Annotated in this window: 16 protein-coding genes; 10 read left to right on the top strand and 6 right to left on the bottom strand. The window is 69.2% G+C overall.

The genetic code is table 11. From position 1 onward, the window contains the following. Positions 1-36 precede the first annotated feature (36 nt). Positions 37-1014 carry a 1-phosphofructokinase family hexose kinase gene (locus JW592_RS20790; RefSeq protein WP_209266691.1) on the top strand — a complete coding sequence of 326 codons (978 nt, stop codon included), beginning with the start codon at positions 37-39 and terminating at the stop codon, positions 1012-1014. A gap of 108 nt (positions 1015-1122) precedes the next feature. Here JW592_RS20790 and JW592_RS20795 read toward each other — a convergent pair whose 3' ends face one another. Together JW592_RS20795 and cdgB are read right to left on the bottom strand one after the other, a co-directional pair. Continuing rightward, positions 1123-2130: a carbohydrate-binding protein gene (locus JW592_RS20795; RefSeq protein WP_209266692.1), complete on the bottom strand. Its 1008-nt coding sequence runs from the start codon at positions 2128-2130 to the stop codon at positions 1123-1125. Between the two features lie 94 nt (positions 2131-2224). Continuing rightward, positions 2225-3988, bottom strand: a complete 1764-nt coding sequence (cdgB, locus tag JW592_RS20800; RefSeq protein ID WP_209266693.1) for a diguanylate cyclase CdgB — start codon at positions 3986-3988, stop codon at positions 2225-2227. Positions 3989-4462: 474 nt separating this feature from the next. Here cdgB and JW592_RS20805 point away from each other — a divergent pair, with 474 nt between their 5' ends. Continuing rightward, positions 4463-4981, top strand: coding sequence for a flavin reductase family protein (locus JW592_RS20805; protein WP_229376526.1), 519 nt, complete (start codon positions 4463-4465; stop codon positions 4979-4981). Between the two features lie 112 nt (positions 4982-5093). On the opposite strand, the gene arfB is transcribed toward JW592_RS20805, so the two are convergent. Beyond that, entirely contained in the window at positions 5094-5534 is a 441-nt protein-coding gene (arfB, locus tag JW592_RS20810) for an alternative ribosome rescue aminoacyl-tRNA hydrolase ArfB (protein ID WP_209266694.1), read from the bottom strand. Positions 5535-5772: 238 nt separating this feature from the next. Between arfB and JW592_RS20815 the strand changes: the two genes are divergently transcribed. Then, positions 5773-6348: a TerD family protein gene (locus JW592_RS20815; RefSeq protein ID WP_209266695.1), complete on the top strand. Its 576-nt coding sequence runs from the start codon at positions 5773-5775 to the stop codon at positions 6346-6348. A 163-nt stretch (positions 6349-6511) separates the two neighbouring features. Then, a complete protein-coding gene (locus tag JW592_RS20820) occupies positions 6512-7018 on the top strand; it encodes a hypothetical protein (RefSeq protein WP_209266696.1) in 507 nt (168 codons plus the stop codon). A 170-nt stretch (positions 7019-7188) separates the two neighbouring features. On the opposite strand, the gene JW592_RS20825 is transcribed toward JW592_RS20820, so the two are convergent. Next, positions 7189-7851, bottom strand: coding sequence for a pentapeptide repeat-containing protein (locus JW592_RS20825; RefSeq protein WP_209266697.1), 663 nt, complete (start codon positions 7849-7851; stop codon positions 7189-7191). Positions 7852-8061: 210 nt separating this feature from the next. Here JW592_RS20825 and JW592_RS20830 point away from each other — a divergent pair, with 210 nt between their 5' ends. The 3 genes from JW592_RS20830 to JW592_RS20840 all read left to right on the top strand — a co-directional run bounded on the left by JW592_RS20830 (position 8062) and on the right by JW592_RS20840 (position 10554). Beyond that, a complete protein-coding gene (locus JW592_RS20830) occupies positions 8062-9123 on the top strand; it encodes a zinc-binding dehydrogenase (protein WP_209266698.1) in 1062 nt (353 codons plus the stop codon). Positions 9124-9187: 64 nt separating this feature from the next. Beyond that, entirely contained in the window at positions 9188-9979 is a 792-nt protein-coding gene (gene mltG / locus JW592_RS20835) for an endolytic transglycosylase MltG (RefSeq protein WP_209266699.1), read from the top strand. Positions 9980-10350: 371 nt separating this feature from the next. Then, positions 10351-10554 (top strand): hypothetical protein, encoded by a 204-nt coding sequence (locus tag JW592_RS20840; RefSeq protein WP_209266700.1) that lies wholly within the window; start codon positions 10351-10353, stop codon positions 10552-10554. A gap of 132 nt (positions 10555-10686) precedes the next feature. On the opposite strand, the gene JW592_RS20845 is transcribed toward JW592_RS20840, so the two are convergent. After that, the gene (locus JW592_RS20845; RefSeq protein ID WP_307805487.1) at positions 10687-11460 is read right to left on the bottom strand and encodes a hypothetical protein; all 774 of its coding nucleotides are present in this window, start codon (positions 11458-11460) and stop codon (positions 10687-10689) included. Positions 11461-11752: 292 nt separating this feature from the next. Between JW592_RS20845 and JW592_RS20850 the strand changes: the two genes are divergently transcribed. From JW592_RS20850 to JW592_RS20860, 3 genes are all read left to right on the top strand, one after another. Beyond that, complete coding sequence (locus JW592_RS20850; protein ID WP_209266702.1) at positions 11753-12313, top strand: hypothetical protein; 561 nt, start codon at positions 11753-11755, stop codon at positions 12311-12313. A gap of 76 nt (positions 12314-12389) precedes the next feature. Continuing rightward, positions 12390-12566, top strand: a complete 177-nt coding sequence (locus tag JW592_RS20855; RefSeq protein ID WP_209266703.1) for a hypothetical protein — start codon at positions 12390-12392, stop codon at positions 12564-12566. A 273-nt stretch (positions 12567-12839) separates the two neighbouring features. After that, complete coding sequence (locus JW592_RS20860; RefSeq protein WP_209266704.1) at positions 12840-13220, top strand: immunity protein CdiI family protein; 381 nt, start codon at positions 12840-12842, stop codon at positions 13218-13220. A 208-nt stretch (positions 13221-13428) separates the two neighbouring features. On the opposite strand, the gene JW592_RS20865 is transcribed toward JW592_RS20860, so the two are convergent. After that, positions 13429-13908, bottom strand: a complete 480-nt coding sequence (locus JW592_RS20865) for an SLATT domain-containing protein (RefSeq protein ID WP_209266705.1) — start codon at positions 13906-13908, stop codon at positions 13429-13431. Between the last annotated feature and the right edge of the window lie 803 nt (positions 13909-14711).

The following is a 14711-nucleotide window of genomic DNA, read 5'->3' on the forward strand; positions in this document are numbered from 1 at the left end:
GAACCGTCGTGAGACGGGTGAGGGTGGTGCGCGCAGATGATCCTGACCGTCACGCTCAATGCCGCACTCGACCTCACCTACCGGGTGCCCCATCTGGTCCCGCACGCCTCGCACCGGGTGCGGGAGGTGACCGAACGCCCCGGCGGCAAGGGCCTGAACGTCGCCCGGGTGCTCGGCGCGCTCGGCTTCAAGACGACCGTCACCGGCTTCGTCGGCGGCGAGACGGGCCGCGTCCTGCGGGCCCTGCTGGCCGCCGACGCCGCGCAGGACGCCGACGCCGCGCAGGAGGCCGCGGGCGGCGGCACCGCGTCCGTGACCGACGCGCTGTTCCAGGTCGCCGGACGCACCCGGCGCACCGTCGGCGTCGTCGACGAGACCACCGGCGACACCACCCAGCTCAACGAGCCGGGACCGCATATCACCCCCGAGGAGTGGGACGGCTTCCTGGCCGCCTACCGCGACCTGCTGGACCAGGGCCCCGACGCCGTCGCGCTGTGCGGCAGCCTGCCGCCGGGCGTGCCCGTGGGCGCGTACGCCACGCTCATCCGCGAGACGCGCACCGCCCGGATTCCCGTACTGCTGGACACCAGCGGTGAGCCGCTGCGCCGCGGGCTGGCGGCCCGGCCCGACATTGTCAAGCCCAACACGGAGGAGATCGCCCAGATCACCGGCACCGCCGAACCGCTGCGCGCCGCCCGCGCGGCCCAGCGGCGCGGGGCGCACGCGGTGGCTGCCTCACTGGGCGCCGACGGGATGCTGCTGGTCACCCAGGACGGCGCCTGGAGCGCGGCCGTACCCGAGCGGCTGGCCGGCAATCCGACCGGCGCGGGGGACTCCGCCGTCGCCGGCCTGCTCTCCGGACTCGCCGAGGACCTGCCCTGGCCGGACCGGCTGGCCCGCGCGGTCGCCCTGTCGGCTGCGACGGTGCGCTCACCTGTGGCCGGGGAGTTCGACGAGCCGACCTATGAGCAGATGCTCCCCTCGGTCCGGGTCCGCAGGGCCGAGGCCCCGTAAGGGCTCAGTCCGCCCCGCGGCCTGGGGCTCAGTCCGCCCGGCGGCCCGGGCTCACCCGACTGGCGGCCCCGGGCTCACCGCCCGGCGGCACCGCCGGAAGGGCCGGGGCTAGCCCCAGCCCTTGGTGAGCCAGACCTGGTCCAGGTTGGCCTCGCACCCGGAGTCGCAGGAGATCTTGACCGAGTTCTGGCCTTTGTCGAGCTGAAGGTAGGAGTAGGAGTTCGTCCAGCCGTTCTCCCAGTCGCCTTCTTCGGCGTGCGAGAAGTTCTTCAGCCGCAGCGGCCGGCTCTCCGGCTTCCCGTTGACGGCCAGCGAGGCGTCCGCGTCCTTGCCCGGCACTGTGTAGCGCACATGCAGGGTGTACTTACCAGCCGCGGGTATGCCCTTGAGCTCCCAGGTCGCCGCGGCACCGGGCTGGTTCATGTCGACGTACGCGCCGCCGCGCGACTTGGCGCCCGGAACCTGTTTGCCCACGGTGGCGCCGTCCAGGTTGAGGCTGGCCGCGTCCTCCTTGGGCAGCTTGTCCGAGACGGGCTGCTGCTTCTTGTCCTTGTCGTCCTTCTTGTTGTCGCTCTGGTCCTGCTCGTCCTGCTGGGAGCCGCCCGTCTCCTTGGCCTGCGGCTCGCCACTGTTGTCGTCGTTGAAGACGATGGCCGCGCCGATGCCGATCACCACTGCGGCCACCACCGCTATCGCCCCCACCAGGAGGCCGGTCCTGCTCCGGCCGCCACGGCCGTTGCCCGGGGCACCCTGCTGCCGTGCGGCCGCCCGCCCGCCGGGCATGGTCTCCGGCGCGGCGTAGTGCGGGCTGGGCTGGTGTTCGGGCTGCGGAGGCTGCTGCGGGTAGCCGTAACCGGACTGCTGCTGGGAGTAGCCGGACCCCTGCTGCGGATAGCCGTAGCCGCTGCGCTGCTGTTGCTGCGGATAGCCGTAACCGTACTGGCGCTCGCCGACGGCACGGACCTGGTTGAAGGAGCGACGGGGGACGCCGGGCTGCTGCTGCCGGCCGGGTGCGTCCGACTGCTGGCCACCGCCCTCCTGCCGGTACAGATACGCGAACGGGTCCTCGTCGCCCCCTTCCGGCGCAGCCCCCGTGCCGTTGTTCTCGGCGGTCATCCCCTCACTCCCTACTGCGTCAGGTATCCGGGCGAGCCTACCTCTCCTGGGTGAACCCTCCGGCACGTTCGGCGGCCGAGCGGCCGGGGCGGCGTCAGCCCGCCCGGCGCTGCCCCTTGGACCGGGAGCGCTTCTCCACATACATACGCTGGTCAGCGGATTGCAGGACCTCTTCGGCTGTCATTCCGCAGCTCGCCCAGCCGATGCCGAAGCTGGCGCCTACCCGCACCGCGCGCCCGTCAACCTGGATCGGGGGAATGATCGCGTTCCGCAGCCGTACGGCCAGATCCTGCGCCTCTGCCGGGCCCAGTCCGTCGGCCAGCACCACGAACTCGTCGCCGCCCAGCCGGGCGACCGTGTCGTCGTCCCGCACCCCGGCCTCCAGCCGGCGGGCGACCTCGATGAGGACCGCGTCGCCACAGTGGTGGCCGTAGCGGTCGTTGATGGACTTGAAGCCGTCCAGATCGCAGAAGAGAACCGCGAGCCCCTTCTCGCCGGGCCCCTCGCCCTTGGGCGGCACCGCGTGCACATGGTGCGGGTCGGTGCCGCTGTCGGCGCCGAACCCGGCGAAGCCCCCGTAGCCGGTGCCTCCCGGCGCGTCGGCGGGACCGCCGGGCGCGGGAACGCCGGGCCCCTGCCCGGCGTCGGGTATCGCACCCAGGCCCTCCAGGTCCCAGAAATCACCCCCGTACCCCGCGGGCCGGCCGCTCGCGTACCCGGCTGAGGGATCGACGGACACGACCCCCGGTACGGCTCCGGCCGGTGCCACCGGGCGGTCGTCGGGCCGCGCGCACAGCCGGCTGCCCAGCCGGGCCCGCAGCTCCGCACTGTTGGGCAGGCCGGTCAGCGAGTCGTGACTGGCGCGGTGCGCGAGCTGCAGCTCGTGCCGCTTGCGCTCCTCGATGTCCTCGACGTGGGTGAGCAGATAGCGCGGCCCGTCGGCGGTGTCGGCGACCACGGAGTTGCGCAGCGAGACCCAGACGTAGCTGCCGTCCCGGCGCGCCAGCCGCAGCTCGGCCCGCCCGCCCTCGGCCGAGGTGCGCAGCAGCGTCCCGATGTCGTCGGGGTGCACCAGGTCGGAGAAGGAGTAACGGCGCATCGCTGCGGCGGGCCGACCCAGCAGGCGGCACAGCGCGTCGTTGATCCGCAGCAGCCGCCCGTGCTGGTCCCCGCCCATCTCCGCGACAGCCATCCCGCTGGGCGCGTACTCGAACGCCTGCCGGAAGCTCTCCTCGCTGGCCCGCAGCGCCTGCTGCTCGCGCTCCAGCCGCACCAGCGCCCGCTGCATGTTCGAGCGCAGCCGGGCGTTGCTGATGGCGATGGCGGCCTGGGACGCGTACATCTGCAGCGCCTCGCAGCCCCAGGCGCCGGGACGGCGGCCGTTGCGAGGCCGGTCGACGGACAGGACGCCCAGCAGCTCGCCGTCGGAGGCGCACAGCGGCGCGAAGAGCCGGTCCATGGGGTGCCAGGCGTCCGGTGTGTCCCGTACCGGCGAGGGGGCGTGCCACTGCGGCACCTCGTCGTCGTCCAGCACCCAGCCCTCGGTGTACGGGATGAAGTGGAGCGCCCCCCACCGTTCGCCCATCGACAGCCGCCGCTCCCAGGCGGTACGGGGGCCGACCCGGCCCGCCATCATCGACTCGGCCGCGGCGCTGCCGGCGACGGCGGCCACCACCAGATCCCCGTCGGCCTGCACCAGGTGTACTGCCGATATCTCGAAGCCGAGGCCCTCGACCACCCCGTCGGCGACCGTCTGCAGGGTGTCGGCAAGACTGCGGGCGGTGCTCAGTTTCGCCACTACGCGGTGCAACTGACGCAGACTGGCGAGGCGGACATAGGGCTCCGACTCGGTTTCCATAGCCCTCCCCCTGAGCCTTGTTCGTCAACTCCAGGTGCTCGTGGCGTCGCTTCCGGGCCTCACTGCCTCAGCGTCTCGGCTGCGTTTTCGGCTGCCACGGCCACTGAATCACAGCGAGCTGTTCACCCGGTACACAGGGTCAACAATTAATGCCCTCTGTGACTCATGTCACAACAGTGCGCGATTAGTTGATTGCGCAACGTATTCCCTGGAGTGCCTGCGTACACAGTGAGTGCATGTCTGGGCATGCAGTGCGTGCACCCGGCATGCAGTGTGTGCATGTCCGGGCATGCAGTGCGTGTACCTCCGGCACAGCCTCGTACACGGCCCCCCGGCACGGGCCGGTGCCGTCGATGGTCCTAGGCCCCGTCTGGTCCCCGAGCCCGATGCGGGGCCCGGAAAGCGGCGGCTAGCGTAGCCGACGTGTCCTACGCAGTGCAGCAGCAAACGACCCCCGTGCCCCGTACCCCCTCGATGCCCCATCCTGATGGGGTGAGTGACGAGGAGTTCCGCGCCGCCATGGCGCGGCTGGCGGCCGGCGTAGTGCTTGTCACCGCGCACGACCCCGAGGAGGGAGCACGCGGCGAGGACGTCGGCATGACGGCCACCGCGTTCATGTCCGTCTCGCTGGACCCGCCGCTGGTTCTGGTCAGCGTGCGCGAGGAATCCCGGATGGACGAGCTGCTCGCACGCCAGGACCACTGGGCGGTCTCCCTGCTCACGGACGCCCAGACCAAGACCGCCGGTCGCTTCGCAATGAAGGCGCGGCTCAGCGACCGGCTCCTCTTCCAGGAGCTCCCCCACACCCGCGGCACCGTCAGCGGCGCACCCCTGGTGGACGGCGCGCTGGCGGCTGTCGAATGCCGCACGGAGCAGCGGGTGACGGCGGGCGACCACACCCTGGTCATCGGGCGCGTACTGGCCACGCGAGTCACCCATGCCGAGGGTGGGCCACTGCTGTACTACAGCGGGCGGTACCGGTCGCTGCGGTGACCGCGGGCAAGGACCGCGGCCCGGTGAGCCCGGCAGGGACCGCGGCCCGGTGAGCCCGGTAAGGATGTGCCCCTACGCGTCGTCGCGAGCCACTTGCGGGGCACCGGGAACGTCAGTCCCAGCCGCGCCCCGTGCGGCCCCGCTTCAGCTCGCTGCGCTGCTTCTTCTGGCGCAGCCTGCGCTCATTGATCCCGCGCGGGACCTTCTTCTTGCGCCGCGGCGGTGGCGGGGGCGCCGTCGCCTCGGCGAGCAGCGAGGCCATGCGCACCGCCGCCGTCTCCCGGTTGCGCCACTGCGACCTGTGCTCACTCGCCCGTACGACCAACACGGTGCCGTCCACCAGACGGTTGGCCAGCCGCTCCAGGGCGCGGCGCTTCCACACCTCGGGCAGCGCCTGGGTGCCAGCCACGTCGAAGCGGACCTCGACCTGGCTGTCGCTGGTGTTCACATGCTGGCCGCCCGGCCCCGACGAGCGCGTGAAGCGCCACGTCAGCTCGGCCTCGGGCAGGGCGACCGCGCCTCGGATGTAGTAGGGACCGGACATGGGTTCCATGGTCAGGGCTCACGGCGCGGACGTCATCCGCTTTTCACCCGGCTGGTTTCGCCCGGCTGGTCCCGCCGCGAAGGTAAAGGAAGCAAAGTCGGCCCGGAAAGCTGGAACCCGCCCGTCCCCCCGCTGCGTTGTGCAGGGTGTGAGGCGTGCGGCCGCGGACCCCGGCGAGGTTCCGTTCCGACGCCGGTGATTTCCTCGGGGAACACCACAAGAGCCAGATACGACAGAAGGGCACCCCATGGCTGTAAGCCTGTCCAAAGGCGGCAACGTCTCGCTCACCAAGGAGGCACCGGGCCTGAGCGCCGTCACGGTCGGCCTCGGCTGGGACGTGCGCACCACCACCGGCACGGACTTCGACCTCGACGCGAGCGCCATCGCGGTGACCGCCGAGGGCAAGGTCTACTCCGACCAGCACTTCATCTTCTTCAACAACAAGGCGACGCCGGACCAGTCCATCGTGCACACCGGTGACAACCTCACCGGTGAGGGCGAGGGCGACGACGAGCAGATCAACGTCAACCTGGCCGCGCTGCCCGCCGAGATCGACAAGATCGTCTTCCCGGTCTCGATCTACGACGCGGAGACCCGCAGCCAGAACTTCGGCCAGGTGCGGAACGCCTTCATCCGCATCATCAACCAGGCCGGCGGCACCGAGATCGCCCGCTACGACCTGAGCGAGGACGCCGCGACCGAGACCGCCATGGTCTTCGGCGAGCTGTACCGCAACGGCGCCGAGTGGAAGTTCCGCGCCGTCGGCCAGGGCTACGCCTCCGGCCTGGTGGGCATCGCCCAGGACTTCGGCGTCAACGTCTGAGGACCGCGCCGCAGCCCTGCTCAGCCCGCTCGCTGGACGGGCTCAAGGCCGCGCAGCCCTGAGGGTGGCGCTCCCCACCGAGGGAGCGCCACCCCGACGGCCCGCCCCGCCACCGGCCACCCGCCCCGCGTCCAGCGATTGCGCGGCGTGACACCATCGCGGCGTGCTCGACATCGGCTACGCCCTCTCCCGCCGCTTCCCCGATCCGCCCCAGACGGACTACCGCAGCGCCGACGTGCACGCCCTGCGGCACGATCTCTTCTGCGGCGATATCTATCTCGCCGACACGGCCGCCGACCGCGAGCTGTCCACAGCCTGGGGATGGGTGCCGGTGCTCGACTTCGCCTGGGCGCTGTGCGACATCGCCGAAGAGCTGGACAGCGACCCCCGCGGCAGCCGGTCCCCAGGGCCGCACCGCGCCACCCTGGACTTCACCGAGTCGGCCGAACTGCTGCGCTTCACCCGCCGCTTCGGCTGGGTGGAGATCACCGCCGACTGGGCGCCCGACGACGAGGGCCCGCTCTCCTTCTCGCACGACGAGCTGCGCCGCGAGGCCCGCGACTTCCTGCACGACCTCGTGGCCGACCTCTCCGACATGCACGAGGGCCTGCAGGCCAACCCTGCCGTGTGGTCGCTGACAGCCCGCTTTCCCAGGGTCCCGGTGCCGTAAGGACCGGCCCGTGAGGGGTCGCGCTCCCGTGCAAGGTGCGCGCCCGTGCAGGGTGCGCTCCCGTGCAGGGTGCGCTCCCGTGCAAGGTGCGCTCCCGTGCAAGGTGCGCGTGTCTGCGAGGGCTCACGCGCCCGTGACGACTCACGCGCCCGTGACGGCTCTCCCGCTTCTCAGGGCTCCACCCGCACCCCGATCTGTGCCGCGAACGCAGGGGCGAGCTCCATCAGTTGGCCCGGGCTGATGACGGCGCCGGCCAGCCGGTCCACTCCCGTGGCCAGTTCGAGCTCCGTCACTCCGCGCAGGTCCACGTCCGTGAGGCGTACGAGGTGGAACTCGGCCCGGCGCAGCACGCAGTCGCGGAACGCCACTCGTTCGAGCGAAGCGCCCGAGAAGTCGGGCTCGTGCAGCACACAGCCCTCGAAGGTGACGTCGGTCAGCTCGGCCTGCCGGAGATTCAGGAAGTCGATCTTCCCGCCCCGCACCAGCACCCGGTTCAACCGCGCTCCGTGCAGCTGCACGCCGCCCAGCCGGGCGTCCCGCAGCTCCACATCGCGCAGCTCGGCGCCCGCGAGCTGGGTGCCGACGCCCCACACCCCCTCCAGCACGGAGTCGATCACCCGAAGCCGCCCCAGCCGGGCCTCGTCCAGCGCGCATCTGTACATCCCCACGTCCAGGAACGTGGCACCGCTCCCGTCGGCCCCGCTCAGATCGAGCCCCTCGAACCGCACTCCGTCGTAGTCCCCGTCGGGCTCCAGACCGCGCCCCGCGAAGGGCCGCAGCTCGGGCAGGGAGATCTCCGGGCGCCGTGCTTCACGTACTGCCGATGTCGCCATGTGAGCCATGCTGCCCCCGACCACTGACAACGACGGCTGCTGACAACGCGGCCACCGACCACGACAGTTTCTGACAGCGACGGTTCCTGACAACAACGGTTTCTGACAACAACGGCTTCGAGCCCGCGGTTGACTTCAACCATGCTTCAAGTTGGAGCCTTGGCGCGAGCCGGACATCCGGTCCGGCTCGTCCCAGAAGGAGCGACGCCCATGCACGCCGTACGCCTGCACGCCTTCGGTCCCGCCGAGAACCTGACGTACGAGGAGGTGCCCGACCCCCTCCCCGGCCCCGGCCAGGTCCGGATAGCCGTACGCGCCGCGGGCGTCCACCTGCTGGACGCCACGCTGCGCGCCGGTGTCAGACAGGGCCCGCTCCCCCTCCCCGAACTGCCCACCATCCCCGGCCGCGAGGTCGCCGGAACGGTCGAGGCGCTGGGTGAGGGCACGCCCGAACACTGGCTCGGCCAACAGGTCACCGTGCACCTCGGCCGGGCGCCAGGCGGCTACGCCGAGCTCGTCGTCGCCGACGCGACCGCCCTCCAGCCCGTTCCCGACGCGCTCTCCGCCGCGCAGGCCGTCGCCATGATCGGCACCGGGCGCACCGTGATGGGCGTACTCCACGGGACCGACATCCGCGCCGCGCACACCGTGCTGGTCCTGAGCGCCGCCGGCGGTATGGGCGCCCTGCTGACGCAGTACGCCAAGCACCGGGGCGCCCGCGTCATCGGCGCCGCCGGCGGCCCGGCCAAGACGGCAACCGTCCGCGAGCTGGGCGCCGACCTAGCCGTCGACTACTCGCGCCCGGACTGGGCCGACCGCATCCGCGCTGCGTACGGCGAACGCCCCGTGCACCACCTGTTCGACGGCCCCGGCGGCGCGCTCGCCCGTACGGCACTCGGACTGCTCGCACATGGCAGCACGCACTACGCCTACGGCGGCTCGTCCTCACTGCTGAGCGGCATCGGCGGGCGGCAGGAGGAGCCGGGGCAGCAGGAGCAGGCGGGGCAGCCGGGGTCAGGGGAAGCACCCGGGGAAGCCCTCCCCTCAGAGGACTCCGCCGAAGAGCAGGCCGCCCGGGGCATCACCGTCCGTTCCCTGGAAGCCGGCTTCATGCTGGAGCACAAGCGCGAACTGGAGACCGAGGCGCTGGAGCTGGCCGGCAAAGGGGTGCTCACACCCCTCGTGCACACGTTCCCGCTCGCCGAGGCGGGCGCCGCGCACCGGGCGATGGAGACCCGCGGTACGACGGGAAAGGTGGTATTGGTCCCATAACCAGCACCTCCCATAACCACCTTCCGTGCCCGGCGAGTCGGCGCGCTGTCCTACCGTTCTCCCCATGACCACCAGGACCGGGAACCGGAGGCGCCTGCTCGTCGCGGTAACGCTGCTGTGTGCCGTCGCCGTGGCGACAGCAGGCGTGCTGCTGTTCCGCCACTACCAACGGGAGTGGCAGACCACGTACCTCCACGTACAGGAGGGCTGGCGCGCCTCCCAGGTGTACGAGGCCGCCGACCGGGCGCTCTCCGTACCCGAAGGGACGACGGAGAAAGCCGCGAAGCGCGCCGGCCGCAAGGGCAAGCTCGAGCTGCCTGCGGCGGCGAAGGGCAACCCGGAGGGATACCTCTACCCCTCCACCTACGTAGTACGGCCGGAGACGTCCCCGACCTCACTGGTCAAGTCCATGGTCAAGAAGGCCCGTACGCGACACACCACGGCAGGCGTCCCGGACTACGACACGCTTGTCGTCGCCAGCGTCATCCAGGCCGAGGCGAACACCCCGCAGGACATGGCCAAGGTCTCCCGCGTCATACAGAACCGCCTCAAGCGCGATATGCCGCTCCAGATGGATTCGACCATCAATTACGCCCTCAACCGCTCCACCCTCAACACCAGCCACGCCGACACCCGCCTCGACTCCCCCTATAACACGTACCGCCACAAGGGCCTGCCCCCGTCCCCGATCGGGAACCCGGGCCCCGACGCCATCAAGGCCGCTCAGCGCCCCACTCCGGGTGACTGGCTCTACTTCGTCACCGTCAAACCGGGCGACACCCGCTTCACGGACGACTACGAGCAGCACAAGAAATGGGTCGAGGAATTCAACCAGGAACAGGGAAACGGGACATAGCGGACCCGGCGTACCCCTGGCGATCTCGCCCGGCCCGACGGACCACCGAGTGGCTGAAATACGACGCCAGGCCGGACGGGTGCTGTACCGAATGGTGCGACGCCGCTAAAGTGCAGAGCTCACACCTTCTACGGAGAAGGAGAGGAGGAAAACCGTGCTGATTCGCATGTACCACTGGGCGACAGTGACCCCCCCTGCGGGCAAGAGCCTCGCCATGAGCGCAGAACCTGCATACGGCGAGACGCGAGCCGTAAGTGGCCGAGAATTTGCTGGAAGGGCCGGTTCCTTCATCTTCTCCGTCCCAGGAATCAATTTCCTGTCAGTGTGACCTCTGGAATGCGCGCCCGGCCCGTGCGCGGGAAGCGAGCGCCATGTTCCTCGACACTCTTGAAGCCGTCGGTACATTCTTCGGTGGTCTCGGTGCTCTCGTCGCTGCCACCACTCAGCTTCTGACTTTTCTCCAGAAGAAGGATGAAGAGGACAACAGGGAACTGGGGAGCCACATCGTCGACGACGAGTCGGCCCCGTGGATGAAAGTCCCGGGTCCGGTCGTGTATCTGACCGCAGCCGCGTGACGGCTCTCCACCTGCCTGACAGGAGTCGACCGGCGCGGGGAGGGGCACCCGCTGGGTACTCGCCCCTCTCCGCCCGCGCTTTCGTCCGTCGACTTCCTCTCACTTCACCGATACAGAAATACGCTCAGGAACTCAGGACTTGCCGAGCTTGGCGGCCTGCGCGTCGATCACGGCGGTGGGCTGCTCATAATCCTCACCCCGAGTGACGGATGCGATGTTGAAGGACGAGAACCCGGCGAGCGTGGTGCCCTTACGGAAAACCACGACCTTGGTGTCGGCAGCGGTGCCGTCCTGCTTCGTACCGACCGTCCAGGCGACAGATTCCTCGCCCACGGACATCTTTTCCTGGCTGATTTTGGTGACCTGCTGCTTTTCCCCGTCGGCCGTCATCATGAAGCCCCCGGCGCACTTCCTGGCGGCTTTCCGCAAAGTGGCGAGAGTCTGGTGCGCACCATCGGCGTCATAGGACCACAGAGAGGTCTGGGTCTTGGTGATGTCCAGCGAGTCGATCGTCGCGTCCTCGACTTCCTGTTCCGTCATGTCAGCCAGCTCGTCCACCGGGGGGATACCCTTCCCGGCCTTTTCCGACTTGTGGACGACGAGCCGCTGGGCGGTCGCAGCCGGCTTGCCCGCCGGCAGCGCGGACAGCACCTGGGCGACGGGCTTGCACGCGGCCTTCTCGACCTTGACGTCCCCGGCTTGAAAAGCGTCGTCCTTGCCCGGCTTCTTGACCTCTCGCCCCTTGACGTCGCCCTGCGCGATCACGAGCTTCTCCAGCTCCTTGGCGCTGAGCGCCTTCGCCGCCGGCTTGGCCGACTTCTCCCCGGTCTTCGCCTCCTTGCCGCCGGTCTCCTTGTCACCGCCCCCGCAGGCGGTGACGGTGAATGCGACGCAGGCCGCGGACACGGCCAGGACGGTACGACGTACGGCAGCGACTCGCACTGTGCTTCTCCCTGTGCTTCCAGCGCCCTGCGCCCAGGTACCGCGCAGAACTCGTTGCAGGCAAGACCCGCACTCACGGGCCGGGGTTGCACATAAATCGAACACGATTCAGTCACGGCGGCCTCACCAACCACACCAGACACACCACAGCGTCGCCATCGGTTACAGAATCATCACTTCTCTCGCGCAACCCCTCACACCTTCACTCCGTAGAGCATTACGGTCCCTCCACCAAATTCGCTCCTGGGGGGACAAGATGACCAATCCGTACACCGCTCCCATACCTCCGACACCGCCCCCACCCCCACCCGGCGGCCGTCCGCTCCACAAACGCGTACTCGTCTGGCTCGGAGGCGCGGCCCTGCTCATAGCGGGCGTGGCCATCGGTTCCACCGAGGACGAGGGAAAGCGGCCGGTCGACGCCAAGGCCAAACCCACGACGACCATCACGGCGACCACCGCGGCCACCCCCGGGCCCGCCCCGACGGTCACCGAAACCGTCAAAGCCAAACCCCGCCCCACGGTCACCGTCACCAAGACCACCCCCGCCAAGGCCGCCGGCAGCGGAAACGGCAACAGCGACAGCGGCAACAGCGACAGCGACAGCGGCAACAACGACAGCGGCGACAACGACAGCGGCGACAGCAGCAACCAGGACAGCACCGGCACATGCTCAATCGTCTCGAGCGCCGGCAACTGCTACTCAGCGGGCCAGTTCTGCCGCAACAGCGACCACGGAGCCACCACCTCCACCGCAAGTGGCCGAAAGATCAAGTGCTCCCACAGCTCGAACGCCTGGCGCTGGACGTACCTGTGACGCGCGCGATTCAGCGGCGTACCGTGACAACAGAATTGGCAGCCGGGAGCCGAAGCTCCGAAAGAGGGAGAGAACCATGGTCGTGCTCGTCATAGCGTTATGTCTGGCGTTTGTCGGCGCTCTGGTCTTCATCGCCCACCGCCGAGGCGTCGGCTCCACCGGAAACCTGACCCCGGAAGAGCGAGAACGCGGCCTCACCGCCGAGGAAAAGGCCCGCGCCATCCACCAACAAACCCACTGGCGCCGCCTGTAATCCGGTCCCGGCCGATGCCGCCGAACTCCCAGCCGCGCGCGTCACGGTGCATCCAAGCGTGGCAGTTCCACGGGCCGGGCTCACAGCAAAACCTCTCGACGAGTGCCTGGTTCATGGACGAACCTTGTGGAGAGCCGATGACCGGCTGAACCGACCCGCCGCGAGCTGCGCCGCACGTCGCATCGCTGCGCCCCCGAGCCGGAGCGACATCTCCGCCTGGATCAGTGACGGGCATGAGGCCCGAAGGAGCGCGAGCAACAGAGGGAGAGCGCCGTGCCCAGTGCCAGATTCTTCTTCGACGCGGGATCGGGCGGCGTTCTGTGGGCCATGACTCCGGAAGACCGCGACGCGTGGGGATACCCGGTTGATCTGGGTCGATTGCCGATCAGTCGGACTCTCCGCGACGAGTTGAAGAGCCTGGTGGCACTGTACGACACGTCGATGAACTGGAGTTACCCTCCGGACCCGGGACCGTGGCGGGAAGCGGAGTGCCGTCAGTTCAACGTGGCGGTAAGCCAAACCGTTGGCCGCCTCCGCACCGAACTCGGACCGTCATGGCAGATCTACGACGAGTTCTTCGAACTGCACGAAGACCCGGACCTCGACCGTTACCTGGCCAGCCCTGCCAAGTTTCGGCGCACCATGCCTCGCTGAACGGATCACGCAGCCGACTCCCGACTCGCGGCACTGGTACTGGTACTGGTACTGAGCCTCTTCCAACCTCAGGTCCGAACAGGCCAGATACAGGGTGAGGAGTGCCGGGGCGGAGGCCGGAGAGGCGAGTGGTGGAACAGGCGGCAGGCTCAGGAGGTGTGCCAGGGCTTGAGCATGGCGACCTCCTCAGAACGAGGTTGGACAAGGCTCACCGGGTCGACGGCGCGGCTTCCTGCCGATGTTCCAGCCAGGTACGGCTCAGATCATCCCAGATCGCCTGATACCGCCCGAAGATCTCGTTGAGCTGATCGAAAGTGAGCTCATCGGCCGCCGTCGAAGCCATGCGGTATTCGAGGTCATCGGCAAGCCGCTGGAACCGATACTGCGCTTCCTCCATCAGGACCCACCGGGAGCGCCAGTTGAAAAACGGCTCGACGGCTCCCAGCAACGTCACCAGCGCCATACATGCCATGGCCGTACCAGCCCACGCGTTGAGATTCTGCAGGCCAAGGATGACGGTGGACGCTGCGGACAGTACGAGCATCGCCACCTTGACGACGGAGGCGCTTCGACTGAACCGCACTTTCCTACTGCGGGCGTAGCTGTTCCCCTGACGAATCTTGTCCAGCAGAAAAGCGGCCGCTTCCCCAGGGCTGGGCCCGACGTCTGGGCCGCTGTCCGACTGCACTCCGCCCCCAAGCACTCCCGCCGCCCTTGCAGCGCGCTCCCCGACAGTCGCTGCCCCGGCATCACACAGCTCTCCGACATCACCCACGATAGTCCTGCCCCGCTACAGGAGGTGATCGAGACTGACCGGGCACGGCCCGGCGGCGGATACGAGGTAGAGCCGACCGAACCGCGCCTGTCGGAGTCCGGGCGACTCAGCAGCCGGAGGACCAACGTTGCACAGGCCCCGGACAGAGGCTGCGTGCCGTTATGTGGTCGCTCATTCTCGCGCCTCCGCCCTCGCCTCCGAAGATCCGGACGTCCGCATGGCACGGAAATAGGCGTTGGCAGTCGGAAGGAACATCAACACCACCGCGGTCAGTACAGCGGTCACATGCAACGTGCGGCTGGCACCGAACACCAGGTCCAGGACCCCGGCTTCCGCCAATACCGCCCCCGGAGACCTCCCTTCCCCGAGGGCACGAAGGGGCTCGACCACCATCGACGCCGTACCCACCACACCGAGTCCGAAGGCCAATGTGACGCGTGCCCAGCCACGTCCACGGAACATGCGGACAGCGACAAGCAGTGCAGCAGTGAAGACGGCGAGCCGCAACAGAAGGCCGAAGGCGATCCCAGGGACTGCCCCTGAGCCGTCGGAAACCATCCTCCCCACAGCCAGTACCGTCTCGAAGGCCCCAGCTGCCACAGCCGTCATCCACAGCACATACGCTCGGCGAACTGTTCCAGGGGGCGCAGCAGCGGTCCACGAATCGGTACGGGAGCCGATCTGAGAACCCGTTGTCGGACTGTTGACAGGCGTCA

Source organism: Streptomyces spirodelae (assembly GCF_017676385.1).
Taxonomy (GTDB): domain Bacteria; phylum Actinomycetota; class Actinomycetes; order Streptomycetales; family Streptomycetaceae; genus Streptomyces; species Streptomyces spirodelae.

Bases quoted from the DNA above. Each gene is read 5' to 3' on its own strand.
- mltG (WP_209266699.1), top strand. From the start codon at position 9,188: ATGACCACCAGGACCGGGAACCGGAGGCGCCTGCTCGTCGCGGTAACG.
- cdgB (WP_209266693.1), bottom strand. From the start codon at position 3,988: ATGGAAACCGAGTCGGAGCCCTATGTCCGCCTCGCCAGTCTGCGTCAG.
- JW592_RS20790 (WP_209266691.1), top strand. From the start codon at position 37: ATGATCCTGACCGTCACGCTCAATGCCGCACTCGACCTCACCTACCGG.
- JW592_RS20850 (WP_209266702.1), top strand. From the start codon at position 11,753: ATGACCAATCCGTACACCGCTCCCATACCTCCGACACCGCCCCCACCC.
- JW592_RS20825 (WP_209266697.1), bottom strand. From the start codon at position 7,851: ATGGCGACATCGGCAGTACGTGAAGCACGGCGCCCGGAGATCTCCCTG.
- JW592_RS20830 (WP_209266698.1), top strand. From the start codon at position 8,062: ATGCACGCCGTACGCCTGCACGCCTTCGGTCCCGCCGAGAACCTGACG.
- JW592_RS20840 (WP_209266700.1), top strand. From the start codon at position 10,351: ATGTTCCTCGACACTCTTGAAGCCGTCGGTACATTCTTCGGTGGTCTC.
- JW592_RS20795 (WP_209266692.1), bottom strand. From the start codon at position 2,130: ATGACCGCCGAGAACAACGGCACGGGGGCTGCGCCGGAAGGGGGCGAC.
- JW592_RS20805 (WP_229376526.1), top strand. From the start codon at position 4,463: ATGCCCCATCCTGATGGGGTGAGTGACGAGGAGTTCCGCGCCGCCATG.
- JW592_RS20855 (WP_209266703.1), top strand. From the start codon at position 12,390: ATGGTCGTGCTCGTCATAGCGTTATGTCTGGCGTTTGTCGGCGCTCTG.
- JW592_RS20815 (WP_209266695.1), top strand. From the start codon at position 5,773: ATGGCTGTAAGCCTGTCCAAAGGCGGCAACGTCTCGCTCACCAAGGAG.
- arfB (WP_209266694.1), bottom strand. From the start codon at position 5,534: ATGGAACCCATGTCCGGTCCCTACTACATCCGAGGCGCGGTCGCCCTG.